Source organism: Sphingomonas floccifaciens, from assembly GCF_042681125.1.
Lineage (GTDB): Bacteria > Pseudomonadota > Alphaproteobacteria > Sphingomonadales > Sphingomonadaceae > Sphingomonas > Sphingomonas floccifaciens.
This window is the reverse complement of sequence record NZ_JBHUFC010000025.1, coordinates 77,498-95,913: the sequence shown is the minus strand read 5'-3', so window position 1 is coordinate 95,913 and position 18,416 is coordinate 77,498. Positions and strand designations below refer to the sequence as shown.

At 67.3% G+C, this 18,416-nt stretch carries 8 protein-coding genes; all 8 read left to right on the top strand.

Translation table 11 applies throughout. From position 1 onward, the window contains the following. Positions 1 to 228 precede the first annotated feature (228 nt). The 8 genes from ACFSC3_RS19780 (at position 229) to ACFSC3_RS19745 (ending at position 18,401) form a co-directional block, all read left to right on the top strand. Entirely contained in the window at positions 229 to 2,991 is a 2,763-nt protein-coding gene (locus tag ACFSC3_RS19780; RefSeq protein WP_380942018.1) for a TonB-dependent receptor, read from the top strand. A 209-nt stretch (positions 2,992 to 3,200) separates the two neighbouring features. Further along, the gene (locus ACFSC3_RS19775; RefSeq protein WP_380942016.1) at positions 3,201 to 5,552 is read left to right on the top strand and encodes a beta-N-acetylhexosaminidase; all 2,352 of its coding nucleotides are present in this window, start codon (positions 3,201 to 3,203) and stop codon (positions 5,550 to 5,552) included. Beyond that, positions 5,549 to 8,146, top strand: a complete 2,598-nt coding sequence (locus ACFSC3_RS19770) for a beta-mannosidase (protein WP_380942014.1) — start codon at positions 5,549 to 5,551, stop codon at positions 8,144 to 8,146. Before ACFSC3_RS19775 ends, ACFSC3_RS19770 begins: the two co-directional genes overlap by 4 nt. After that, positions 8,143 to 10,659, top strand: coding sequence for a glycoside hydrolase family 3 C-terminal domain-containing protein (locus ACFSC3_RS19765; RefSeq protein ID WP_380942012.1), 2,517 nt, complete (start codon positions 8,143 to 8,145; stop codon positions 10,657 to 10,659). Before ACFSC3_RS19770 ends, ACFSC3_RS19765 begins: the two co-directional genes overlap by 4 nt. After that, on the top strand, positions 10,656 to 12,086 hold the full coding sequence (locus ACFSC3_RS19760; protein WP_380942010.1) for a glycoside hydrolase family 125 protein: 1,431 nt from the start codon (positions 10,656 to 10,658) through the stop codon (positions 12,084 to 12,086). The genes ACFSC3_RS19765 and ACFSC3_RS19760 overlap by 4 nt, the downstream gene beginning before the upstream one ends. Beyond that, positions 12,083 to 14,395: a GH92 family glycosyl hydrolase gene (locus ACFSC3_RS19755; protein ID WP_380942008.1), complete on the top strand. Its 2,313-nt coding sequence runs from the start codon at positions 12,083 to 12,085 to the stop codon at positions 14,393 to 14,395. Before ACFSC3_RS19760 ends, ACFSC3_RS19755 begins: the two co-directional genes overlap by 4 nt. Further along, entirely contained in the window at positions 14,392 to 16,488 is a 2,097-nt protein-coding gene (locus ACFSC3_RS19750; RefSeq protein ID WP_380942006.1) for a hypothetical protein, read from the top strand. Before ACFSC3_RS19755 ends, ACFSC3_RS19750 begins: the two co-directional genes overlap by 4 nt. Continuing rightward, a complete protein-coding gene (locus ACFSC3_RS19745) occupies positions 16,485 to 18,401 on the top strand; it encodes an alpha-L-fucosidase (RefSeq protein WP_380942004.1) in 1,917 nt (638 codons plus the stop codon). The genes ACFSC3_RS19750 and ACFSC3_RS19745 overlap by 4 nt, the downstream gene beginning before the upstream one ends. Positions 18,402 to 18,416 lie beyond the last annotated feature (15 nt).

Sequence of the window (18,416 nt, the reverse complement as noted above, 5' to 3'; positions counted from 1 at the left end):
AGTTTCGTTGCGGTGGGCAATATGGAAACCCTACGGAATTCGTTACTTTTTCATATTTGAAACAGATTTGTAATTTTTCATTTCCAACGTGGTTTAGATTGGTTATACAAATGATACCACCGAATAGGACCTGCATGGCGGGGACGATGCGGGAGGGGGCCGCCAGCTGGACGGCGCAGGGGTTCACGGCATCATCTGCTGGGGTGATGTCTGGGGAGGGATTGGCGCATGTCGCTTCGCAAGACGATTCTGTTCACCACCGCGCTGACCGGCGCGCTCATCGGCTTCGGCGGGGCCGCCGGCGCTCAGACCGTGCCAACGCAGCAGGACGAGGGCGGCGAAGTCGTCGTCACCGGCATCCGCCGCTCGATCGCCGACGCGCTGGAAACGAAGCGCGAGGCCAATTCGATCGTCGACGTCATCTCGGCCGAAGACGTGGGCAAGCTGCCCGACAGCAACATCGCCGACTCGCTGGCGCGTCTGCCCGGCGTGACCGTCGACCGCCAGTTCGGCGAAGGCGAGCAGCTGTCGATCGCGGGCACCGAGCCGGCGCTCAACCGCGTGACCATCGACGGCCACTCGGTCGCTTCGGCCGACTGGGGCGGCAACCCGTCAGACCGGTCGAGCCGCACCTTCAACTATTCGCTGCTCTCGCCGACGCTGATCAAGCAGGCGGTTGTCTACAAGACACCCGAAGCGCGCCTGCAGGAAGGGGCCATCGGCGGCACCGTCGACATCGTCACGCGCAAGCCCCTCGACCGCGACCTGAAGTCGGGTGCGCTCGCGGTGAACGCCGGCGGCGAGTATAACGACCGCGCCAATCGCGGCAGCTTCCGCGGCTCGGCGCTGGTCAACTGGAAGAACGATGCCGAGACGTTCGGCGTCACCCTGTCGGGCAACTACGACAAGGAACAGCTGAGCCGCGCCGGCGTCGCGGTTTACTGGTACCGTACCGGTGCTGCGCTGCTGGAAAGCTATCCGAAGGATGCCAACGGCAACATCGTCTATGCCGGTCCGAACAATACCGTCGCTAGCGGTGCGACGATCAACGGTTCGCTGCCGAACGCGGCGACGATCGCGGCCTTCAGTGCATCGCGCTATGCCTCGTTCCTGGCGCATGAGTTCTTCCGTCAGGAGCGTCAGCGTATCGGCCTGAACGGGGCGATTTCGGTTCGTCCTGCCGAAGACCTCACCATGACCTTCACCGGCATGATGATCCGCGGCAACTACGACAACGTTTCCAACTCTGAATATACCTACGGGTTCGAAGGGTCGCGTCTGACCGCGGCGACCTTTATTCCTGGCACGAACGGACAGACCGGCGTCGTCAATTCTGCGACGTTCACCGGCATCACGTCGGGCACCGGTGCGACCGGCCAGCTCGACACCTACTATCGTCGTACCCGCCTGAAGAACGACTCGCTGTCGTTCCTCTTCGACTATACGCCGGGCGACTGGTCGATCACCGGCAACATCGGCTGGACCAAGGCGTCGGGCGGCAAGGATCCGGAATATCTGCTCGATTTCCGCACGCAGATGGGCTTCACCGCCGGTGCAAACGGTCGCGACACCGTCGTCAACTGGGCATCGCCGGCCAGCGACCCGACGAAGTGGCTGAGCAACTTCACGGCAAGCGGTGGGACCAACATCACGGCGCCGGACGGCCGGACCTTCTTCGGTCGTCAGATCGGCGGCATTCCTCTGCAGTCGGGCTTCACCACCGACAGCGAGCGATATGGCGAAGTCAACTTCAAGCATCCGTTGAACATCGGTCCGGTGACCGAAATCCTGTTCGGCGGCCGCTATGTCAGCCACCTCAACGGCAACACGACGTACAGCAACGCCGTCTATACCAATCAGAATTTCACGCTCGCCAATCTCGACTATTTCGTGCACCCCAGCGACCTGTACGACGGGCTGAGTACGACTGGTAACGGGACGCCATACGCGACCCTGGGTCAGGCCGGTATCTTGGCGGCGCTGCAAAAGTACGGCAACTTCACGGTCGATCGCGGTCTGTCGACCGGTGATTATTGGCGCGTTCGCGAAAACATCAGCGCCGGGTACCTCCAAGCCAATTTCGAGCTGGGCAGCCGTATCCGTGGCAACGTCGGTGGCCGGTTGGTCAATACCAGCGACCGATCGACCTTCTACATTTCGAGCGCCGGTCGTAACGCACTGACCACGCTGAAGAATGACGAGACGCGCTTCCTGCCGTCGGCCAACGTGATCTTCCAGGCGGGCGAGGATGTCGTTCTTCGCGCGGCGGCCGCCAAGGTCATTGCACGGCCTCGCTACAGCGACCTCGCCGGTTCGCTGTCGCTGAATGATCAGACCCGTACCGGTAGCGGCGGCAACCCGGACCTAAAGCCCTATGCGGCGACGAATTACGGTCTGTCCGCCGAGTGGTATTTCGCGCCGGCCAGCTTCCTCTCGGGCGAAGTCTTCTACCGCGACATCTCGAACTATGTCGGCAACGAAGTGCAGGACGGCGTGTCGCTGACCAACACCGTCACTGGCCAGTCGCTGACCTATTCAATCTCGCGCCCGGTCAATGGCGGCAAGGCATCGGTCACCGGTTTCTCGCTGTCGGGCAATACGTCGCTGATGTGGGGCTTCGGCATCCAGGCAAGCTATACCTTCGCCGATGCGCAGACGCCGTTCGCCACCGGCCTGCCATTCCTGTCGCGCAACACGGTCACCATCCAGCCCTACTATGAGAACGGGCCGTTCCAGGCACGGGTCAGCTACAACCGTCGCTCGAAGTATTTCTACCGCTTCGGCCGTCAGTCGAGCCAGGATTACACCGACGCTTATCGCCAGCTGGATGCGCAGATCTCGTACAACCTGACCGATCAGGTGCAGGTGACCGCGAACGCGTCGAACCTGCTGGACGAGACCTATTACCAGTACAGCAGCGACCCGCGCTATCCGACGTCGCTGTACAAGAACGGCCGCGTCTTCTCGATCGGCGCGACGCTGCGGATGTGATCGGGCATCGTCCGGGTGGCATTGCCGCCGCCCGGACGACCCATCGACGACGGAGTTTCACTTACTCGATGCCGGCACTTTTCTCCTCGGCTGGTCTCGATTCTCTGCCGCCTGCGGGTTCCGGCCTGCGGGCGGCTTTTTTATGGTCTGTCGCGCCCGCTTCGTGACACACACGATCGCGCGGCAAAGGTAACGCAAAAGGGGCGGGTATGTCGGGCTGGTCGAAGCAGGCGATGACGGCGGTTGCGGTTGCGGTAGCGATGGCGCTGCCCGGTGGGACGGCGATCGCGCAGACCGGGGCGGCTCTGCTGCCGATGCCGGCGAAGATCGCGCCTGCCAGCGGTCCGGGCTTCACCCTGACGAATAACGCGGGGGTCGCTATCCCGGCCGGCGACCGCGGGGCGGACGCGGCGGCGCGCATCCTGACCGAGGTCGTCCGCACCCAGCGCGGTCTGACGCTCACCGACGCCTCCAACGGCGCGATCCGTTTCGTCCGTGACGCGAGCATCGCCGGCGACGAAGCCTATCGCCTCACCGTGACCCGCAGTGGCGTCACCATCGCTGCGTCGGGCGACCGCGGCCTGCTCTATGGCGCGATGACGCTCGCCCAGCTCGCCAGCCCCGACCGCAACACGGGCAAGCCCGTCCTGATCGCCGCGCAGGCGATCGACGATGCGCCGCGCTTCAAGTGGCGCGGGCTGATGCTCGACGTCGCGCGGCATTTTCAGCCGATCCCGGTCGTGAAGACGATGGTCGACCAGATGGCGGCGGTGAAGCTCAACACGTTGCACATCCACCTGAGCGACGACCAGGGCTGGCGCGTCGAGATCAGGAAATATCCCAAGCTGACGGAAGTGGGCGGCTGGCGCCTGCCGCCATGGACTGGCGGCGCGCGCCCGACCGAGAAGGTCGGCGGCAGCTACACCCAGGCCGAGCTGAAGGATCTGGTCGCCTATGCGGCGACACGCGGCATTACCATCGTCCCCGAAATCGACCTGCCCGGCCACGCGACCGCGCTGGTCGCGGCCTATCCGGAGCTCGGCATCCTGGGCGACGCGCCGGTCGTCAGCAACAATTGGGGCATCGAGCCCTATCTGTTCAACCCCGGTCCCAAGGGCATCCAGTTCGTCAAGGACGTGCTCGATGAGCTGATGGCGATCTTCCCCGGCACCTATATCCATCTTGGCGGCGACGAAGCGATCAAGGACCAGTGGCAGCGCAGTCCGGAAGTGCAGGCGCAGATGAGGGCGCTGGGCATCAAGGACGAGGAAGCGCTGCAGAGCTGGATGATCGACCAGTTCGGCCTCTACCTGCAATCCAAGGGCCGCCGCCTGATCGGCTGGGACGAGATACTGGAGGGCGGGCTGCCGCAGTCGGCCGCGGTCATGTCGTGGCGCGGGGAAAAGGGCGGGATCGACGCCGCCAATGCCGGACACGACGTCGTCATGTCGCCGGGCGGGCCGCTGTACCTCAACCAGACGCAGACATTGCGCCGCGACGAGCCGCCGGGGCGTTACGACATCAACTCGCTCGAAGCCGTCTATAAATACGACCCGATGCCCGCCGCCATCGCGCCCGACCGCGCGCACCATGTGCTCGGCGCGCAGGGCAATCTGTGGAGCGAATATATCGTCACGCCGTATCAGTTGCAGCACCACGCCTTCCCGCGGGCGGGCGCGTTGGCGGAGATCGCGTGGACGCCGAAGGGCGACAAGAACTTCGCCGCCTTCCTGCCGCGGTTGATGCGGCAGGCCGATCGCTGGCGGACGAACGGCGTGCAGGTCGCCGACACGCCGTTCGCGGTCGACTTCACGATTCCCGGCGGGCGGGGCGACGCTTTGCGCAAGAATGCGGTGCCGCTGACGCTGTCGGCGCAGGTCGCTTATGGCACGATCCGCTACACCACCGACGGCAGCACCCCGACCGCGCGGTCGAAAGCCTATGCGGCGCCGCTGACGGTCAAGTCCGGTACGATCGTCCGCGCCGCCGCCTTCGACGCGAGCGGGTTCGCGACGTCCGCCCCGCGGGCCTTCGATACCTCGCGCGTCAGCTTGCTCACCCGGATCAACCCGGAGCTGAAGGCCTGTCCGGCCGGCAGCCTGGGTCTCCGTCCGCCACTGCGCTCGGACGCGACCGAAAATGCGCCGGTCTACAACATCAACCTGTTCGACACCTGTATCCTCGATCCCGACGTGCCGATGGACGTGGCGACGGGATACAAGGTCGAGGTCGTTCGCCTGGCGCGCCACTATGGCCTGGCGCACGAGGCGCGGATGGTGCGCGAGCATTACAACGTCTCCGCGCACGGCGAACTGCTGGTCCAGGTCGGCTGCATCGCGGCGGCCGAAAAGCGCAAGGCCGGCGACAAGACCGCCCGCCCGATCGCAGCCGGCGCCTTCCCGCTGCCTGACCCGAAGACCGCGCCGCAGAAGTTCAGCTTCGACGGCACTTTCCCGGCGGGGCTGACGGGCGACCAGGACGTCTGTTTCCAGTTCACCTCCCCGATCGCCGACCCCTATTACACGGTCGGCCGGGTCACGCTGACGGAAGGTGCCAAGTGAGGTTTGCGCTCGTTGCCGCGCTGCTGCTCACGTCGACGTCGGCGTTTGCGGCGGAGAAGACCGTCGTCCAGCTTGACCGCGGCTGGCAGGTGCGGATCGATCCGACGGACGCCAATGCGAAGACGCGTCCGAAGGAAGCGGCCTGGCTCCCTGCGACCGTGCCCGGCAGCGTCCAGCAGGATCTGATCGCGGCGAAGCGGGTGCCCGATCCCTTCCTTGGCGTAAACGAGGCGGCGATCCAGTGGGCGGGGCTGACCGACTGGCAGTGGCGGACGGTGATAGAGGTGACCCCGGCGATGCTGGCGCGCGATCATCTCGACCTGGTGTTCGACGGGCTCGACACCTTCGCGGTCGTCAGCGTCAACGGGCAGAAGCTACTCACCGCCGACAATGCCCACCGTCGCTGGCGGGCGGATGCGAAGCCGTTGCTGAAGGTCGGGCGCAACGAGATCACCGTCGCGATCGCGTCGCCGATCAAGCGGCTGCAACCGATGGTGCTGGCCGAGGTCAACCCGCTCCCCGGCGAGTACGACAGCGCGTTCGGCGACGAGCCGAAGGGCAAGCAGACGTCACCATACATCCGCAAGCCGAAGTACCAATATGGTTGGGATTGGGGTCCGCGGATCGTGACGCTGGGGTTGTGGCGTCCGGCGCGGGTCGAGGCGTGGGACGACGCGCGGATCGACACCATGCGGATCGATCAGGATGCACTGACCAGCGATGAAGCGCGCGTGACCGCCACGCTCACCGTTGTCGCCGACGCCGCCGTTCGCCGCACCCTCCACGCCGTCGTGACCGCGCCTGATGGGCGTCAGGTGCCGGTCGAGCGCGAAGTTGCTCTGGCACCGGGTGAGAACCGCGTGACCCTGCCGGTGACGATCGCACAGCCGCAGCGCTGGCAGCCGGTCGGCTATGGCGCGCAGCCGATGTACCGAATCGCCGCCGATCTGGGCGGGGACGATCGCGCTGAACGTCGCTTCGGGCTGCGCACGGTCGAACTGATCCGGGACAAGGGAAGTTTCGGGTTCAAGATCAACGGTACCGAAGTCTTCGCCAAGGGCGCGAACCTGATCCCGTTCGACAATTTCCCTTCGCGCGTCACACCGCAGCAGATCCGCACCGTCCTGCAGGGCGCGCGCGATGCGAACATGAACATGATCCGCGTGTGGGGCGGCGGCTATTATCTCGACGACGCCTTCTACGACATGGCGGACGAGATGGGGCTGATGGTCTGGCAGGACTTCATGTTCGGCGGCGCGGTGACGCCCCCCGACGCCGCCTTCCGCCACAGCGTCGCCGCCGAAGCCGAGGAACAGGTCGCGCGGTTGCAGGCGCATCCCTCGGTCGTCGTCTGGGCGGGCAACAACGAAGTGCTGTCGGGCTGGGAAAACTGGTCGGACCGCAAGGCCTTCAAGAAGGCGGTCGGTCCGGACGAGCAGGAGCGGATCGGCGTCGGCATGGCGGTGCTGTTCGACCGCGTTTTGCGCGACGCGGTGACGCGCATGTCGCCGGGCACGCCCTATTGGCCGGGGTCGCCCTCGACCGATTACGAAGGCCCGACCGATACCGACCGCGACGGCGACCGGCATTTCTGGGACGTGTGGTCGGGATCGAAGCCGGTCGAGCGTTACCTCGAAACCTGTCCGCGCTTCATGAGCGAATATGGCTTTCAGGCGATGCCGAACCTGGCGACGATCCGGCAGTTCGCAGGCGCGGGTGATCTGAAGCCCGACAGTCCGGTACTGAAGGCGCATCAGAAATTCCTGTCCGGGGAGGGCAATGCCCGCCTCGAACTCTATCTGCGCGAGCGGTTGCGGCCGGCGAGGGACTTCGCCGATTTCGTGTACCTGACGCAGGTCAACCAGGCGCAGGCGATCGGCATGGCCGCGCGCCACCACCGCGCCTGCCGTCCGGTGACGCTGGGATCGCTCTACTGGCAGCTCAACGACACCTGGCCGGCGATCAGCTGGTCGAGCATCGACTGGTACGGCCGGTGGAAGCTGCTGAATTTCGAGGCGAAGCGCTTCTTCGCGCCCCAGGCGATCGTCGCCGAGCATAAGGGCGGCGCGACGCAGGTTTCGGTCGTGTCGGACGCGACCACGCCGGTGCAGGCGCGGTGGCGGGTTACCGTGCGGGACATGACAGGTGCCACGCTGGCCACGCGGGAGGCCGAAGCCGCGCTGGCGCCGCTCAGTGCCGCGACGGTCGTGACGGTGCCCGACGCGGACTTGTTCGGCACAGCGGATCCAACGCACAGCTATGCCGTCGCCGAACTGATGAGCGAGAGCTTCGAACAGGACGGGTTGCAGCGGGTCAACCGCCTCGTCAGCCGCACGATCGTGGAGCGTGCGCTGCCCAAGGACATGGCCTATCCCGATCCGCAACTGACCGCGACCTGGGTCGGCAAGCGGGTGACGGTGCGCGCGGGGAATCTGGCACGGGCGGTGATGCTCGATTTTGGCGACGTGGTGGCCCAGCCGAGCGACAACGGCTTCGACTTGCTGCCGGGCGAAAGCATGACCGTCGAGGTCGCCTCCGCCGCCACGGCCGCGACGCTCGCCAAGGCACTGACGCTGCGGAGCCTCAACCGATGATCCTGCCGCTTTTGCTCCAGGCCGCCGATCCGGTCGGGGCCGCGATCGCCACGATGACGTTGGAGCAGAAGGCCGCCCAACTCCAGTCGAGCGCGCCGGCCGACCCGGCGGCGGGGCTGCCAGCCTATGACTGGTGGAACGAGGGGCTGCACGGGCTTGCCCGCAGCGGGCCGTCGACCGTCTTCCCGCAGGCGATCGGCATGGCGGCGACATGGGACGCCGCGCTGGTCGCCCGCGTCGGCGACGTCGTCGCGACCGAGGCGCGCGCCAAGTTCAACCGCAAGCCCGTCGGCGCGGATCGTCGCATTTACGAGGGGCTGACGATCTGGTCGCCCAACATCAACATCTTCCGCGATCCCCGCTGGGGGCGGGGGCAGGAGACGTACGGCGAAGACCCCTATCTGACCGGACGCATCGGCACCGCTTTCGTGCGCGGCTTGCAGGGGCCGGACGCCGCGCACCCGAAAGTCATCGCGACGCCCAAGCATTTCGCAGTCCACAGCGGCCCCGAAGCCGGACGCGACGGCTTCGGCGTCATGCCCTCGCCGCGCGACATGGAGGCGACCTACCTGCCCGCGTTCCGCATGGCGGTGACCGAAGGCGGCGCGCGGTCGTTGATGTGCGCGTACAACTCGATCCACGGCGTACCGGCGTGCGCGGCGTCGGGGCTGCTGGTCGACCGGCTGCGCAAGGACTGGGGCTTCCGCGGCTTCACCGTGTCGGACTGCGACGCGGTGTCGAACATCCATCTGTTCCAGCATTACCGGCTCGACGCGGCGAGCGCGGCGGCGGCGGCGGTGCGGGGCGGGAACGACCTCAACTGCGGCACGGCTTACGGCGCGCTGCCCGCGGGGGTGAAGCGGGGGCTGATCACCGAAGCGGAGATCGACACTGCGCTGCGCCGGGCGCTGACCGCGCGGCTCGATCTGGGCACCGTGTTCGGCGCGACGTCGCCCTGGTCGCGCATCCGCGGCGATCAGGTCGCGACGCCCGCGCATGCCGCGCTGGCATTGGAGGCGGCGCGCAAGAGCATCGTGCTGCTGAAGAACGACGTCGAGCGCTTGCCGCTCAAGCCCGGCGCGCAGATCGCGGTGATTGGCGCCAATGCCGACGATCTGGGCGTGTTGCAGGGCAACTACCACGGGACCGCCATCGCGCCGGTCACGCCGCTGGAGGGCTTGCGGAAGCGCTTCGCCGTGACCTTCGCGCAAGGATCGGTCCTGGCCGATGGCGCGCCGGTGGTGGTGCCCGAAACCGCCTTCCGCGACCTGACGGCGCAATATTCGACCGACGGCAAGACCATCGCGACGCGTGCCGAACGCCGGATCGACCACGACTTCAACCGTGCCGCGCCGCTGCCGGGCCTGCCGGCGGAGGGGCCGTTCGGGGTGCGCTGGACCGGCCAGTTCGTGCCGCCTGCCGCCGGCACCTATGCGCTGGCGATCGACGTCCCGGCGTGCTGGAAATATTGCAAGGCGCACGATGTGGTGCGGCTGTGGATCGACGGCAAGCCGCTCGCCGATGGCGAAGTGAAGAAGGGTCGGGTCGAAGTCACCGTTCGAAGCGACGGCCGCCCCGTGCCGTTCCGCCTGGAGCTCGATCACACTTCCGAAGACGAAGGCATCCGCCTGCTGTGGACGCCGCCCGCCGAGCCGCTGATCGAAGAGGCCGTCGCGGCGGCGCAGGCGGCGGACGTCGCGGTCGTCTTCGCAGGGCTCTCGCCTGACCTGGAGGGCGAAGCGTTGCAGGTGCAGGTGCCCGGCTTCGTCGGCGGTGACCGTACCGACATCGGCCTGCCCGAGGCGCAGGTTCGCCTGCTCAAAGCCGTCCGCGCCACCGGCAAGCCGGTCGTGCTGGTGCTGGCGAGCGGCAGCGCGGTGTCGGTCGACCCGACCTTAGCCGACGCCATCCTGACGATGTGGTATCCGGGCGAGGCCGGCGGCACCGCGCTCGCCGAAACGCTGGCGGGCCTCAGCAATCCCAGCGGGCGCCTGCCGGTCACCTTCTACAAGGCGACGACTGACCTGCCCGCGTTCGTCGATTACGGGATGAAGGAGCGGACCTACCGCTATTTCTCCGGCGAGCCCTTGTGGGGCTTCGGGCACGGCCTGAGCTACACCCGCTTCGTCTATCAGAACGTCCGCGCCTCAGGCGATCTGGCGAAGGGCGTCAATGTGACCGCCCGCCTCGCCAACACCGGCGCGCGGGCCGGCGACGAGGTCGTCCAGGCCTATGTCGTCCCGCCCGACAGCGGCGAGCGCCCGAACTTCACGGACCCGGTGCTGCGCCATCAGCTCGCCGGCTTCACCCGCACGACGCTGGCGCCGGGAAAGGCGGGCGACGTGTCGCTCACCCTCGACCTGCGATCCCTGAGTGTTGTTCTGCGCGATGGCACGCGCCGGGTGCTGCCGGGCGCCTATCGCATCTGGATCGGCGGCGGCCAGCCCGGTAGGTCCGCGGGCGCCTGGACCGAGATCAATCTGGCAGGCGAAGCACGGGACTTGCCGAAATGACCATCACGCGTCGGACCTTCGTCGGAGCCACAGCCGCGCTCGCCGCGCTGCCCGCGCACGCGAAGGACGACGCGCCGCCCGCGATCCCGACCAAGCGCCCCCCGGTCACCGAGCGTAAGTTCGTCAGCAAAGCGATCGAACGCGAGATCGAGCGCGTCAAAAAGAAGATCGCCGACCCGAAGCTCGCCTGGATGTTCGAGAATGCGTATCCCAATACGCTCGACACCACGGTCAAGATGTCGACCGTCGGCGGCCGGCCCGACAGCTTCGTCATCACCGGCGACATTCCGTGCCTGTGGCTGCGCGACAGTGCGGCGCAGGTGAAGCCGTACCTGCACCTGATCAAGAAGGACCCGAAGGTCGACGAGCTGTTCCGCGGCCTGATCGCCCGCCACGCGCGCTCGATCCTGATCGACCCCTATGCCAACGCCTTCATGGAAGACCCCACAGCCAAGACCAATCTGTCCTGGGCGTTGAAGGACGAGACGGAAATGCGCCCCGGCGTCGCCGAGCGGAAGTGGGAGATCGACTCGCTCTGCTACGCGCTGCGCCTCGCATACCTCTACTGGCGTGAGATGCGCGATCCGCGGCCGTTCGACGTGACCTGGGCGAAGTCGGCGCGGCTGATCGTCCAGACCTTCCGCGAGCAGCAGAGGAAGGACGGCCCCGGCCCCTATACATTCCGCCGCACCGCCAACCAGCCGTCGGAAACGTTGCTGTGGGGCTATGGCAACCCGACCAGGCCGGTCGGGCTGATCCATTCGGGATTCCGTCCCTCGGACGATGCGTGCCTCTACCCCTTCTTGATCCCGGCTAACATGTTCGCGGTCATCACGCTGCGGGAGCTTGCGGTCGTCGCGGCCGAGGCGGCCGGCGACATGAAGCTGGCGATGGACGCCAAGGCGCTGTCGGATGAGGTCGAGATCGCGATCCAGCAGTACGGCAAGATGCGCCTGCGCGACGGGCGAGAAGTGTGGGCGTATGAGGTCGACGGCTTCGGCAATGCGGTCTTCATGGACGACGCCAATGTGCCGTCGCTGTCGGGTCTCGGCTATCTCGGCTGCGTGAAGCCCGAAGACCCCTTGTGGCGCCGCACCGAAGCCGCGGCGTGGAGTGACGCCAACCCCTGGTTTTTCCGCGGCAAGGCTGTGGAAGGCATCGGCGGGCCGCATGTCGGTCCCGGCCAGGTCTGGCCGATGTCGCTGACGATCCGCGCGTTGTCGGCAGTCAACGACACGACCGTCCGCCAATGCCTGAAGGCGTTGCGCGACACCGATGGCGGCACCGGCTTCATCCACGAAGCCGTCGATCAGGACGATCCGGCGAAGTTCACGCGCGACTGGTTCGCCTGGGCCAACGGCCTGTTCGGCGAATTGATCGTGAAGCTGGCCGACGAACGCCCGCATATCCTGGGAACCGAGTTATGAAGCTGACCCGTCGTGCCCTGCTCGGCTCCGGTGCGATCGCCGTCGCGCTGCCCGCCGCGGCGAAGTTGCGCGACGGCGAGGCGCGGCCGAACCTGTTCATCGGCACCGGCGGGCACGGCCACACCTATCCCGGCGCGACGCTGCCCTTCGGCATGGTTCAGCTGTCGCCCGACACCGATGTCGAGCGCTGGGATGCCTGTTCGGGCTATCACCGCACCGACACCTCGATCATGGGGTTCAGCCACACGCACCTGTCGGGCACCGGCATCGGCGACATGCTCGACGTGCTGGTCGTGCCGACCCGCGGCCCGGTGCAGTTGACGCCGGGCACGCTCGCCAACCCCGACGCCGGATACCGCCAGCGCTTCTCGGACGAACATGCCGAACCCGGATATTATCGCGTATCGCTGGAAAGCGGGGTGCAGTCCGAACTGACCGTCACTGAGCGCGTCGGCTGGCACCGCCACCGCTTCCCCGCCGGGCCGGGGCATATCCTGATCGACCTGTCCCACCTGATCCTCGACACATCGGACACCCAGCCGCTGATCGACGAGGCGCATATCGCGATCGATGCCGCGGGTACGCTGACCGGCAGCCGCCGCGTATTCCGCTGGGCGAAGGGGCGGCGCATCCATTTCGCGATGCAGCTGTCGCGCGCGCCCGACCGTGTGACCTTCTACGGCGATGGCGATATCGAGCAGGCGGCGGGCAGCACGCGCGTCGCGGGCAAGCGGGTGAAGGCGGTCCTCCACCATGACGATGCGGGTGCGGAGCCGATCCTGATCCGCTGTGCCATCTCCGGCGTCGATGTCGCGGGCGCGATCGGCAATCTGGCGAAGGAAGCACGGGGCTGGAACTTCGACCGCGTGCGGCGCCGCGCCGGCAAGACGTGGCGGAGGGCGCTGGGCGACCTGGAGGTGACCGGCGGCACCGCCGACCAGCGCGTCATCCTGTCGTCCGCACTCTATCATGCGCAGCTCGCACCGACGCTCTTCTCCGACGTCGATGGGCGCTATGTCGGGCTGGACGGGCAGGTCCATGAGCTTCCGGCCGGTGGGGCGGCGTACAGCAGCTATTCGCTGTGGGACACGTACCGCGCGCTGCACCCGCTGTTGACGCTGATCGCGCCGGATCGGGTCAAGAGCCTGGTCGACGACATGATCCGCCAGAGCGCGCAGTCGCCCTATGGCCCGCTCGTCTGGCCGCTCCAGGGCAAGGAGACGGGGACGATGATCGGCTGGCACGGCGTCGTGCCGCTGGCCGAGGCACAGGCGAAGGGCATCCCGGCCGACTATGCCGCCGCCTGGCCGGCGATCAAGAAGCGCAGCTTCGACTTCACCGCGCCCGACAAGGACAATTCACTAGGCCGCGACCTGTACGACCGCCTCGGCTACGTCCCTGCGGACAAGATATTCGAAAGCGTCAGTCGGACGCAGGAATATGCCTATGACGACTGGGCGTCGGCGCATATCGCACGGGCGATCGGGCAGGGGGCGGATGCCGATCGGCTGTTCAAGCGATCGGGCAACTGGCGCAACGTGCTCGACGCCTCGATCGGCTTCGCGCGGCCGCGGTTCGCCGACGGCAGCTGGTGGACGCCCTACGACCCGATCCAGCTCGGCCATATGCCCAAGCCCTGGTGGCGCGACTATACGGAGGCGAACGGCTGGCAGGCGACCTTCCTGAACCAGCACGACATCTACGCCCAGATCGCGCATTTCGGCGGCGATGCAGCGTTCGAGGCGAAGGTCGACGCGCTGTTCAATGCGCCCTCGACGCTGCCCGCCAATGCGCCGCCGGACATTTCGGGGTTGGTCGGTCAGTACGCCCATGGCAACGAACCCGACCAGCACGTGCCCTACCTCTACGCCTATGTCGGCGCACCGTGGAAGACGCAGGCGATGGTCCGCCGGCTGTGCGTCGAGATGTACCGGAACGACCCTGACGGCATCATCGGCAACGATGATTGCGGGCAGATGAGCGCGTGGTTCGTGCTGTCCGCACTCGGCTTCTATCCGGTCGATCCGGTCGAGGCGGTCTATGTCTTCGGCTCGCCGCTGTTCGAGCGCGCGGAGCTGCGCGTGGGGGACCGCAAGCGGCTGGTGATCGAGGCACCGGGCAACGGCCCGACCACCCCCTATGTCACCGCGGTGTCCTGGAACGGGCGACCGTGGACCAAGAGTTGGATTCCGCACGCCGAGCTGATCCGCGGCGGCCATCTGCGCTTCACGATGAGCGCCGAGCCCAACCGCGATTTCGGCCGCGCGCTCGCCGATCGTCCGCCGTCGAACGGTCGTCGTCCGGGATGAGGATCGTCGCGTTGGCACTGGCCCTGCTGGCCGCCGCGCCGGCGGAGGCACGCGACATCGCCCGCGCGTGCGTGACCGGCGATCCGGTCGCCGCACCGTTGCTCGCGCGGCGGTTGGCCGAGGGGACGGGCGTCGCCACTTGCGATCGGAAAGTCGCGCCGATCCGCTTCGTGATCGAGGGCACCGCGTCGGGCTTCGTCATCCGTGAGGATCGTAAGGCCACGCAAATCAGCGCGCGTGACACGCTGGGGCTGGTTCAGGGCGCCGGCTGGCTGTTGCGCAAGGCCGACGTTACGCCCGGCCGCGCCGTCGTCGCGATCCCGCGCCGTCTGGCCGAAGCGCCGCGGACCGACGTGCGGATGACGCAGATCGGCTATCGCGCGAAGAACAACAGCCTCGACGCCTGGACCATCCCCATGTTCGAGCGGCGCGTCGAGGACATGGCGCTGTGGGGCGCGAGCGGGGTGCAGGTCATCGCCCCCGTCAGCGACGATGCGCCGAAAAGCCCGCTGTTCCCGCAGCCGCCGATCCCGACCCTGCGCTCGATCGGCGAAGCGGCGCACCGGTTGGGAATGCGGTTCGCGCTCTATTACCCGATGATGGGCGAGTACGCCGATGCGGCGGCGATCGCGAAGGAAACCGCGACGCTCGACGCGCTGCTGGGGGAACTGCCGCGCGTCGACGATCTCTATGTTCCCGGCGGCGACCCCGGTCACACCGCTCCGCCACGGCTCTTCCCGCTGGTGGGGGCGGCGGCCGACGTCATGCGGCGGCGCAATCCGGCGGCGACCGTGTGGCTCTCGACGCAAGGTTTCGATGCGAAGGGGTTGGAAGCGTTCTACGCCGAACTCGGCAAACGGCCGGCATGGCTGACCGGCGTGTTCGCGGGCCCCCAGACGCGCGATCCGGTCGCGCTCCAACGCCAGCGGGTGCCCGCACGCTATCGCCTGCTGCTCTACCCCGACATCGCGCACACGATGCACGCGCAGTTCCCAATTCCGGAATGGGCGCCCGAATTCGCGCTGACGCAAGGGCGCGAGCCGATCAATCCGCAGCCGGGCGCGCAAAGCCGGATCTGGCGGCATTTCGACGGGCTGCACTCGGGCTTCGTCACCTATTCCGAAGGCGTCGCGGACGACTTCAACCAGCTGCTGTGGTTCCGGCTGGGCTGGGGCCATGACGCGCAGGACGCCGCGGCCGACTATGCGCGGATGTTCATCGGCGACGCGCGCGCCGCGGCGATCCCGGCGCGGTTGGAGGCGAATTGGGTCGGCGATCCGGCGGCGAATGTGGGGATCGACGCGACGCTCGCTAAGGTCGACGCAGTGCGGCCGGGCAGGGCGGCGGACTGGCGGCTCGACAGCTTCCGTTACCGCGCCGTCTATGACGCGCTCGTCCGTCATCGCACCATCGCCGGGCGCGCGGGGCAGCCGGAGGGCGCGCAGGTCGCGGCACTCCGCCAGCGGCTCGACGACCTTGCCGGCCGGCTGTTTGCGACAGCGCGGTTACAGCTGAGCGTCGCGAAGTTCGGCGCCTCGCACGTCGAACGCGGCGCGAACCTCGACCGCGCAGACACGCAGATCGTCGACCTTGGCCCCGATCGCAGCCGCTCGGCAGAAAGCGCGCTCTACGACGATCTCGGCAATCCGCGCGCCGAACCGCATCTCGTCCGCGGCACCAACGGCGTGGACGATCCCGCGATGTTCGGCGCCGCGATCGACGGCATCGCCGACCGCACCATGGCGGACGGTTGGCGGATGGCCCAGCTGACCTATGCCGAGGCGCTGTACGATGCGCCGCTTCGCCTGCGCTACACCGGCCTAGACCGCACCCGCCGCTACCGCATCGCCGTCACCTACGCAGGCGAGGACTACACGCTTCCGATCCGGCTGGTCGCCGATGGAAGTTACGAAATCCACCCGCCGCGCAAGCGTCGCAGCAACCCGGAAACGGCGGAATTCGACATTCCCGCCGCCGCGACCGCCGACGGCACGCTGGAGCTCGCCTTCACCCGCCCGCCCGGCATGGGCGGCAGCGGGCGCGGCGCACAGATCGCAGAAACCTGGCTCATTCCCGTGAAGGACGCACGATGACGCTCGACCGCCGTACCCTGATCGCTTCGGGCCTAGCCGCGAGCGCAATGCCCGCGCTTCCGGTCCGGGCGCAGGTGGGCGCACCCAAGCCCTGGGGCGCGACGCCGTCGAAGCGCCAACTCGCCTGGCACCGACACGAGCAATACGCCTTCGTCCATTTTTCGATCAACACCTTCACCGACAAGGAATGGGGGTTCGGCGACGAAAGCCCGACGTTGTTCAATCCGACCGATTTCGACCCCCACCAGATCGTCGCGGCGGCGAAATCGGCGAACATGCGCGGCATCATCCTGACCGCGAAGCATCACGACGGCTTCTGCCTGTGGCCGACGATGCTCACCGAACATTGCATCCGCAACTCGCCCTACAAGAACGGCAAGGGCGACATCGTCGGCGAACTGGAGCAGGCGGCGCGGCGGGCGGGGTTGAGCTTCGGCGTCTATCTGTCGCCGTGGGACCGCAATCACCCTGAATACGGCCGCCCGGCGTACATCGACTATTTCCGCAAGCAGATCGTCGAACTCTGCACCCGCTATGGCGAGCTGTTCGAATTCTGGTTCGACGGCGCGAACGGCGGCGACGGCTATTATGGCGGCGCGCGCGAGACGCGGCGGATCGATGCGCCGTCCTATTACAACTGGCCGAGTATCATCGCGCTGGTCCACCAGTACCAGCCGATGGCCTGCACCTTCGATCCGCTGGGTGCCGAAATCCGCTGGGTGGGGAATGAGGACGGGATCGCCGGCGATCCGTGCTGGCCGACGATGCCGAACCACCCTTATGTCCAGTCCGAGGGCAATTCGGGCGTGCGTGGCGGTGCTTTGTGGTGGCCGGCGGAGACCAACACCTCGATCCGGCCGGGCTGGTTTTACCATTCGGACGAAGATTCGAAGGTCCGCTCGCCGGAGAATCTGATCCGCTATTTCGACACCTCGGTCGCGCGCGGGACCAACATGCACCTCAACCTGCCGCCCGATCGCCGCGGGCGGATTCCGGACCAGGATGCGAAGATCCTCAAGAGCTTCGGCGACGCGATCCGCGCGAGCTTCGCGACCGACCTGACCAAGGGCGCCGTCGCCCATGCCAGCAGCGAGCGCGGGAGCGCGTTCGCCGCGGCCAAGGTGCTCGACGGCAATCGCGAAACCTATTGGACCACGCCCGACGACGTCACCACCGCCAGCCTGGTGCTCGACCTGCCGCCCGGCCGCCCCTTCGACCTGATTCGCATCCGCGAGCATCTGCCGCTCGGCATCCGCGTAACCAAGTTCGCGGTCGATGCCGAGGTCGGCGGCACGTGGCAGGAACTGGCGGTCCACGAATGCATCTCGGCCCAGCGGATCATCCGCTTGCCCAAGCCCGTCACGGCCCGCCGCCTGCAACTGCGCATCGTCGAAGGCACCGCATGTCCGGCGATCAGCGAAGTCGCGCTGTTCCGATCGGTCGCACCGGTGCCGGTGCCGGCGATCATCTCCAGCGACCCGACCATCCTGTCGACCGCCGCCTGGCGGATCGTCTCGGCAAGCGCGCCCGGTGCGGAGAAGCTTCTCGACAACGACGCCAAGACGATCTGGACCGCGCCTGCGCCCACCGCGGGCAAGCCGGTCGTCGTCACCATCGACATGGGGACCGAACAATCGGTCGCGGGCTTCAGCCTGACGCCCTCACGTCAGGTTATGGACGGCGCCTCGCCACCCAAGGGCTACATGGTCGAGGTCAGCCGCGACGGCCGGGTCTGGCAGCCGGCGGGCGGGGGCGAGCTGCCCAATATCGCCTATGCGCTGTCGACGCAGCGGCTGAACTTCACCGGCGGGGCGCGTTCGGTGCGCTACCTGCGGCTCAGCTTCGCCGAGACGGCGGTGCCGGCGGCCACGCTGGCTATCGCTGGGATCAGCGCGTTCAGCCGGCCGCGGTAATGTTCGGGCTGCTAC

Coding starts and splice junctions, on each gene's coding strand:
- ACFSC3_RS19755 (WP_380942008.1), top strand. CDS start 12,083: ATGAAGCTGACCCGTCGTGCCCTGCTCGGCTCCGGTGCGATCGCCGTC.
- ACFSC3_RS19760 (WP_380942010.1), top strand. CDS start 10,656: ATGACCATCACGCGTCGGACCTTCGTCGGAGCCACAGCCGCGCTCGCC.
- ACFSC3_RS19745 (WP_380942004.1), top strand. CDS start 16,485: ATGACGCTCGACCGCCGTACCCTGATCGCTTCGGGCCTAGCCGCGAGC.
- ACFSC3_RS19765 (WP_380942012.1), top strand. CDS start 8,143: ATGATCCTGCCGCTTTTGCTCCAGGCCGCCGATCCGGTCGGGGCCGCG.
- ACFSC3_RS19780 (WP_380942018.1), top strand. CDS start 229: ATGTCGCTTCGCAAGACGATTCTGTTCACCACCGCGCTGACCGGCGCG.
- ACFSC3_RS19750 (WP_380942006.1), top strand. CDS start 14,392: ATGAGGATCGTCGCGTTGGCACTGGCCCTGCTGGCCGCCGCGCCGGCG.
- ACFSC3_RS19775 (WP_380942016.1), top strand. CDS start 3,201: ATGTCGGGCTGGTCGAAGCAGGCGATGACGGCGGTTGCGGTTGCGGTA.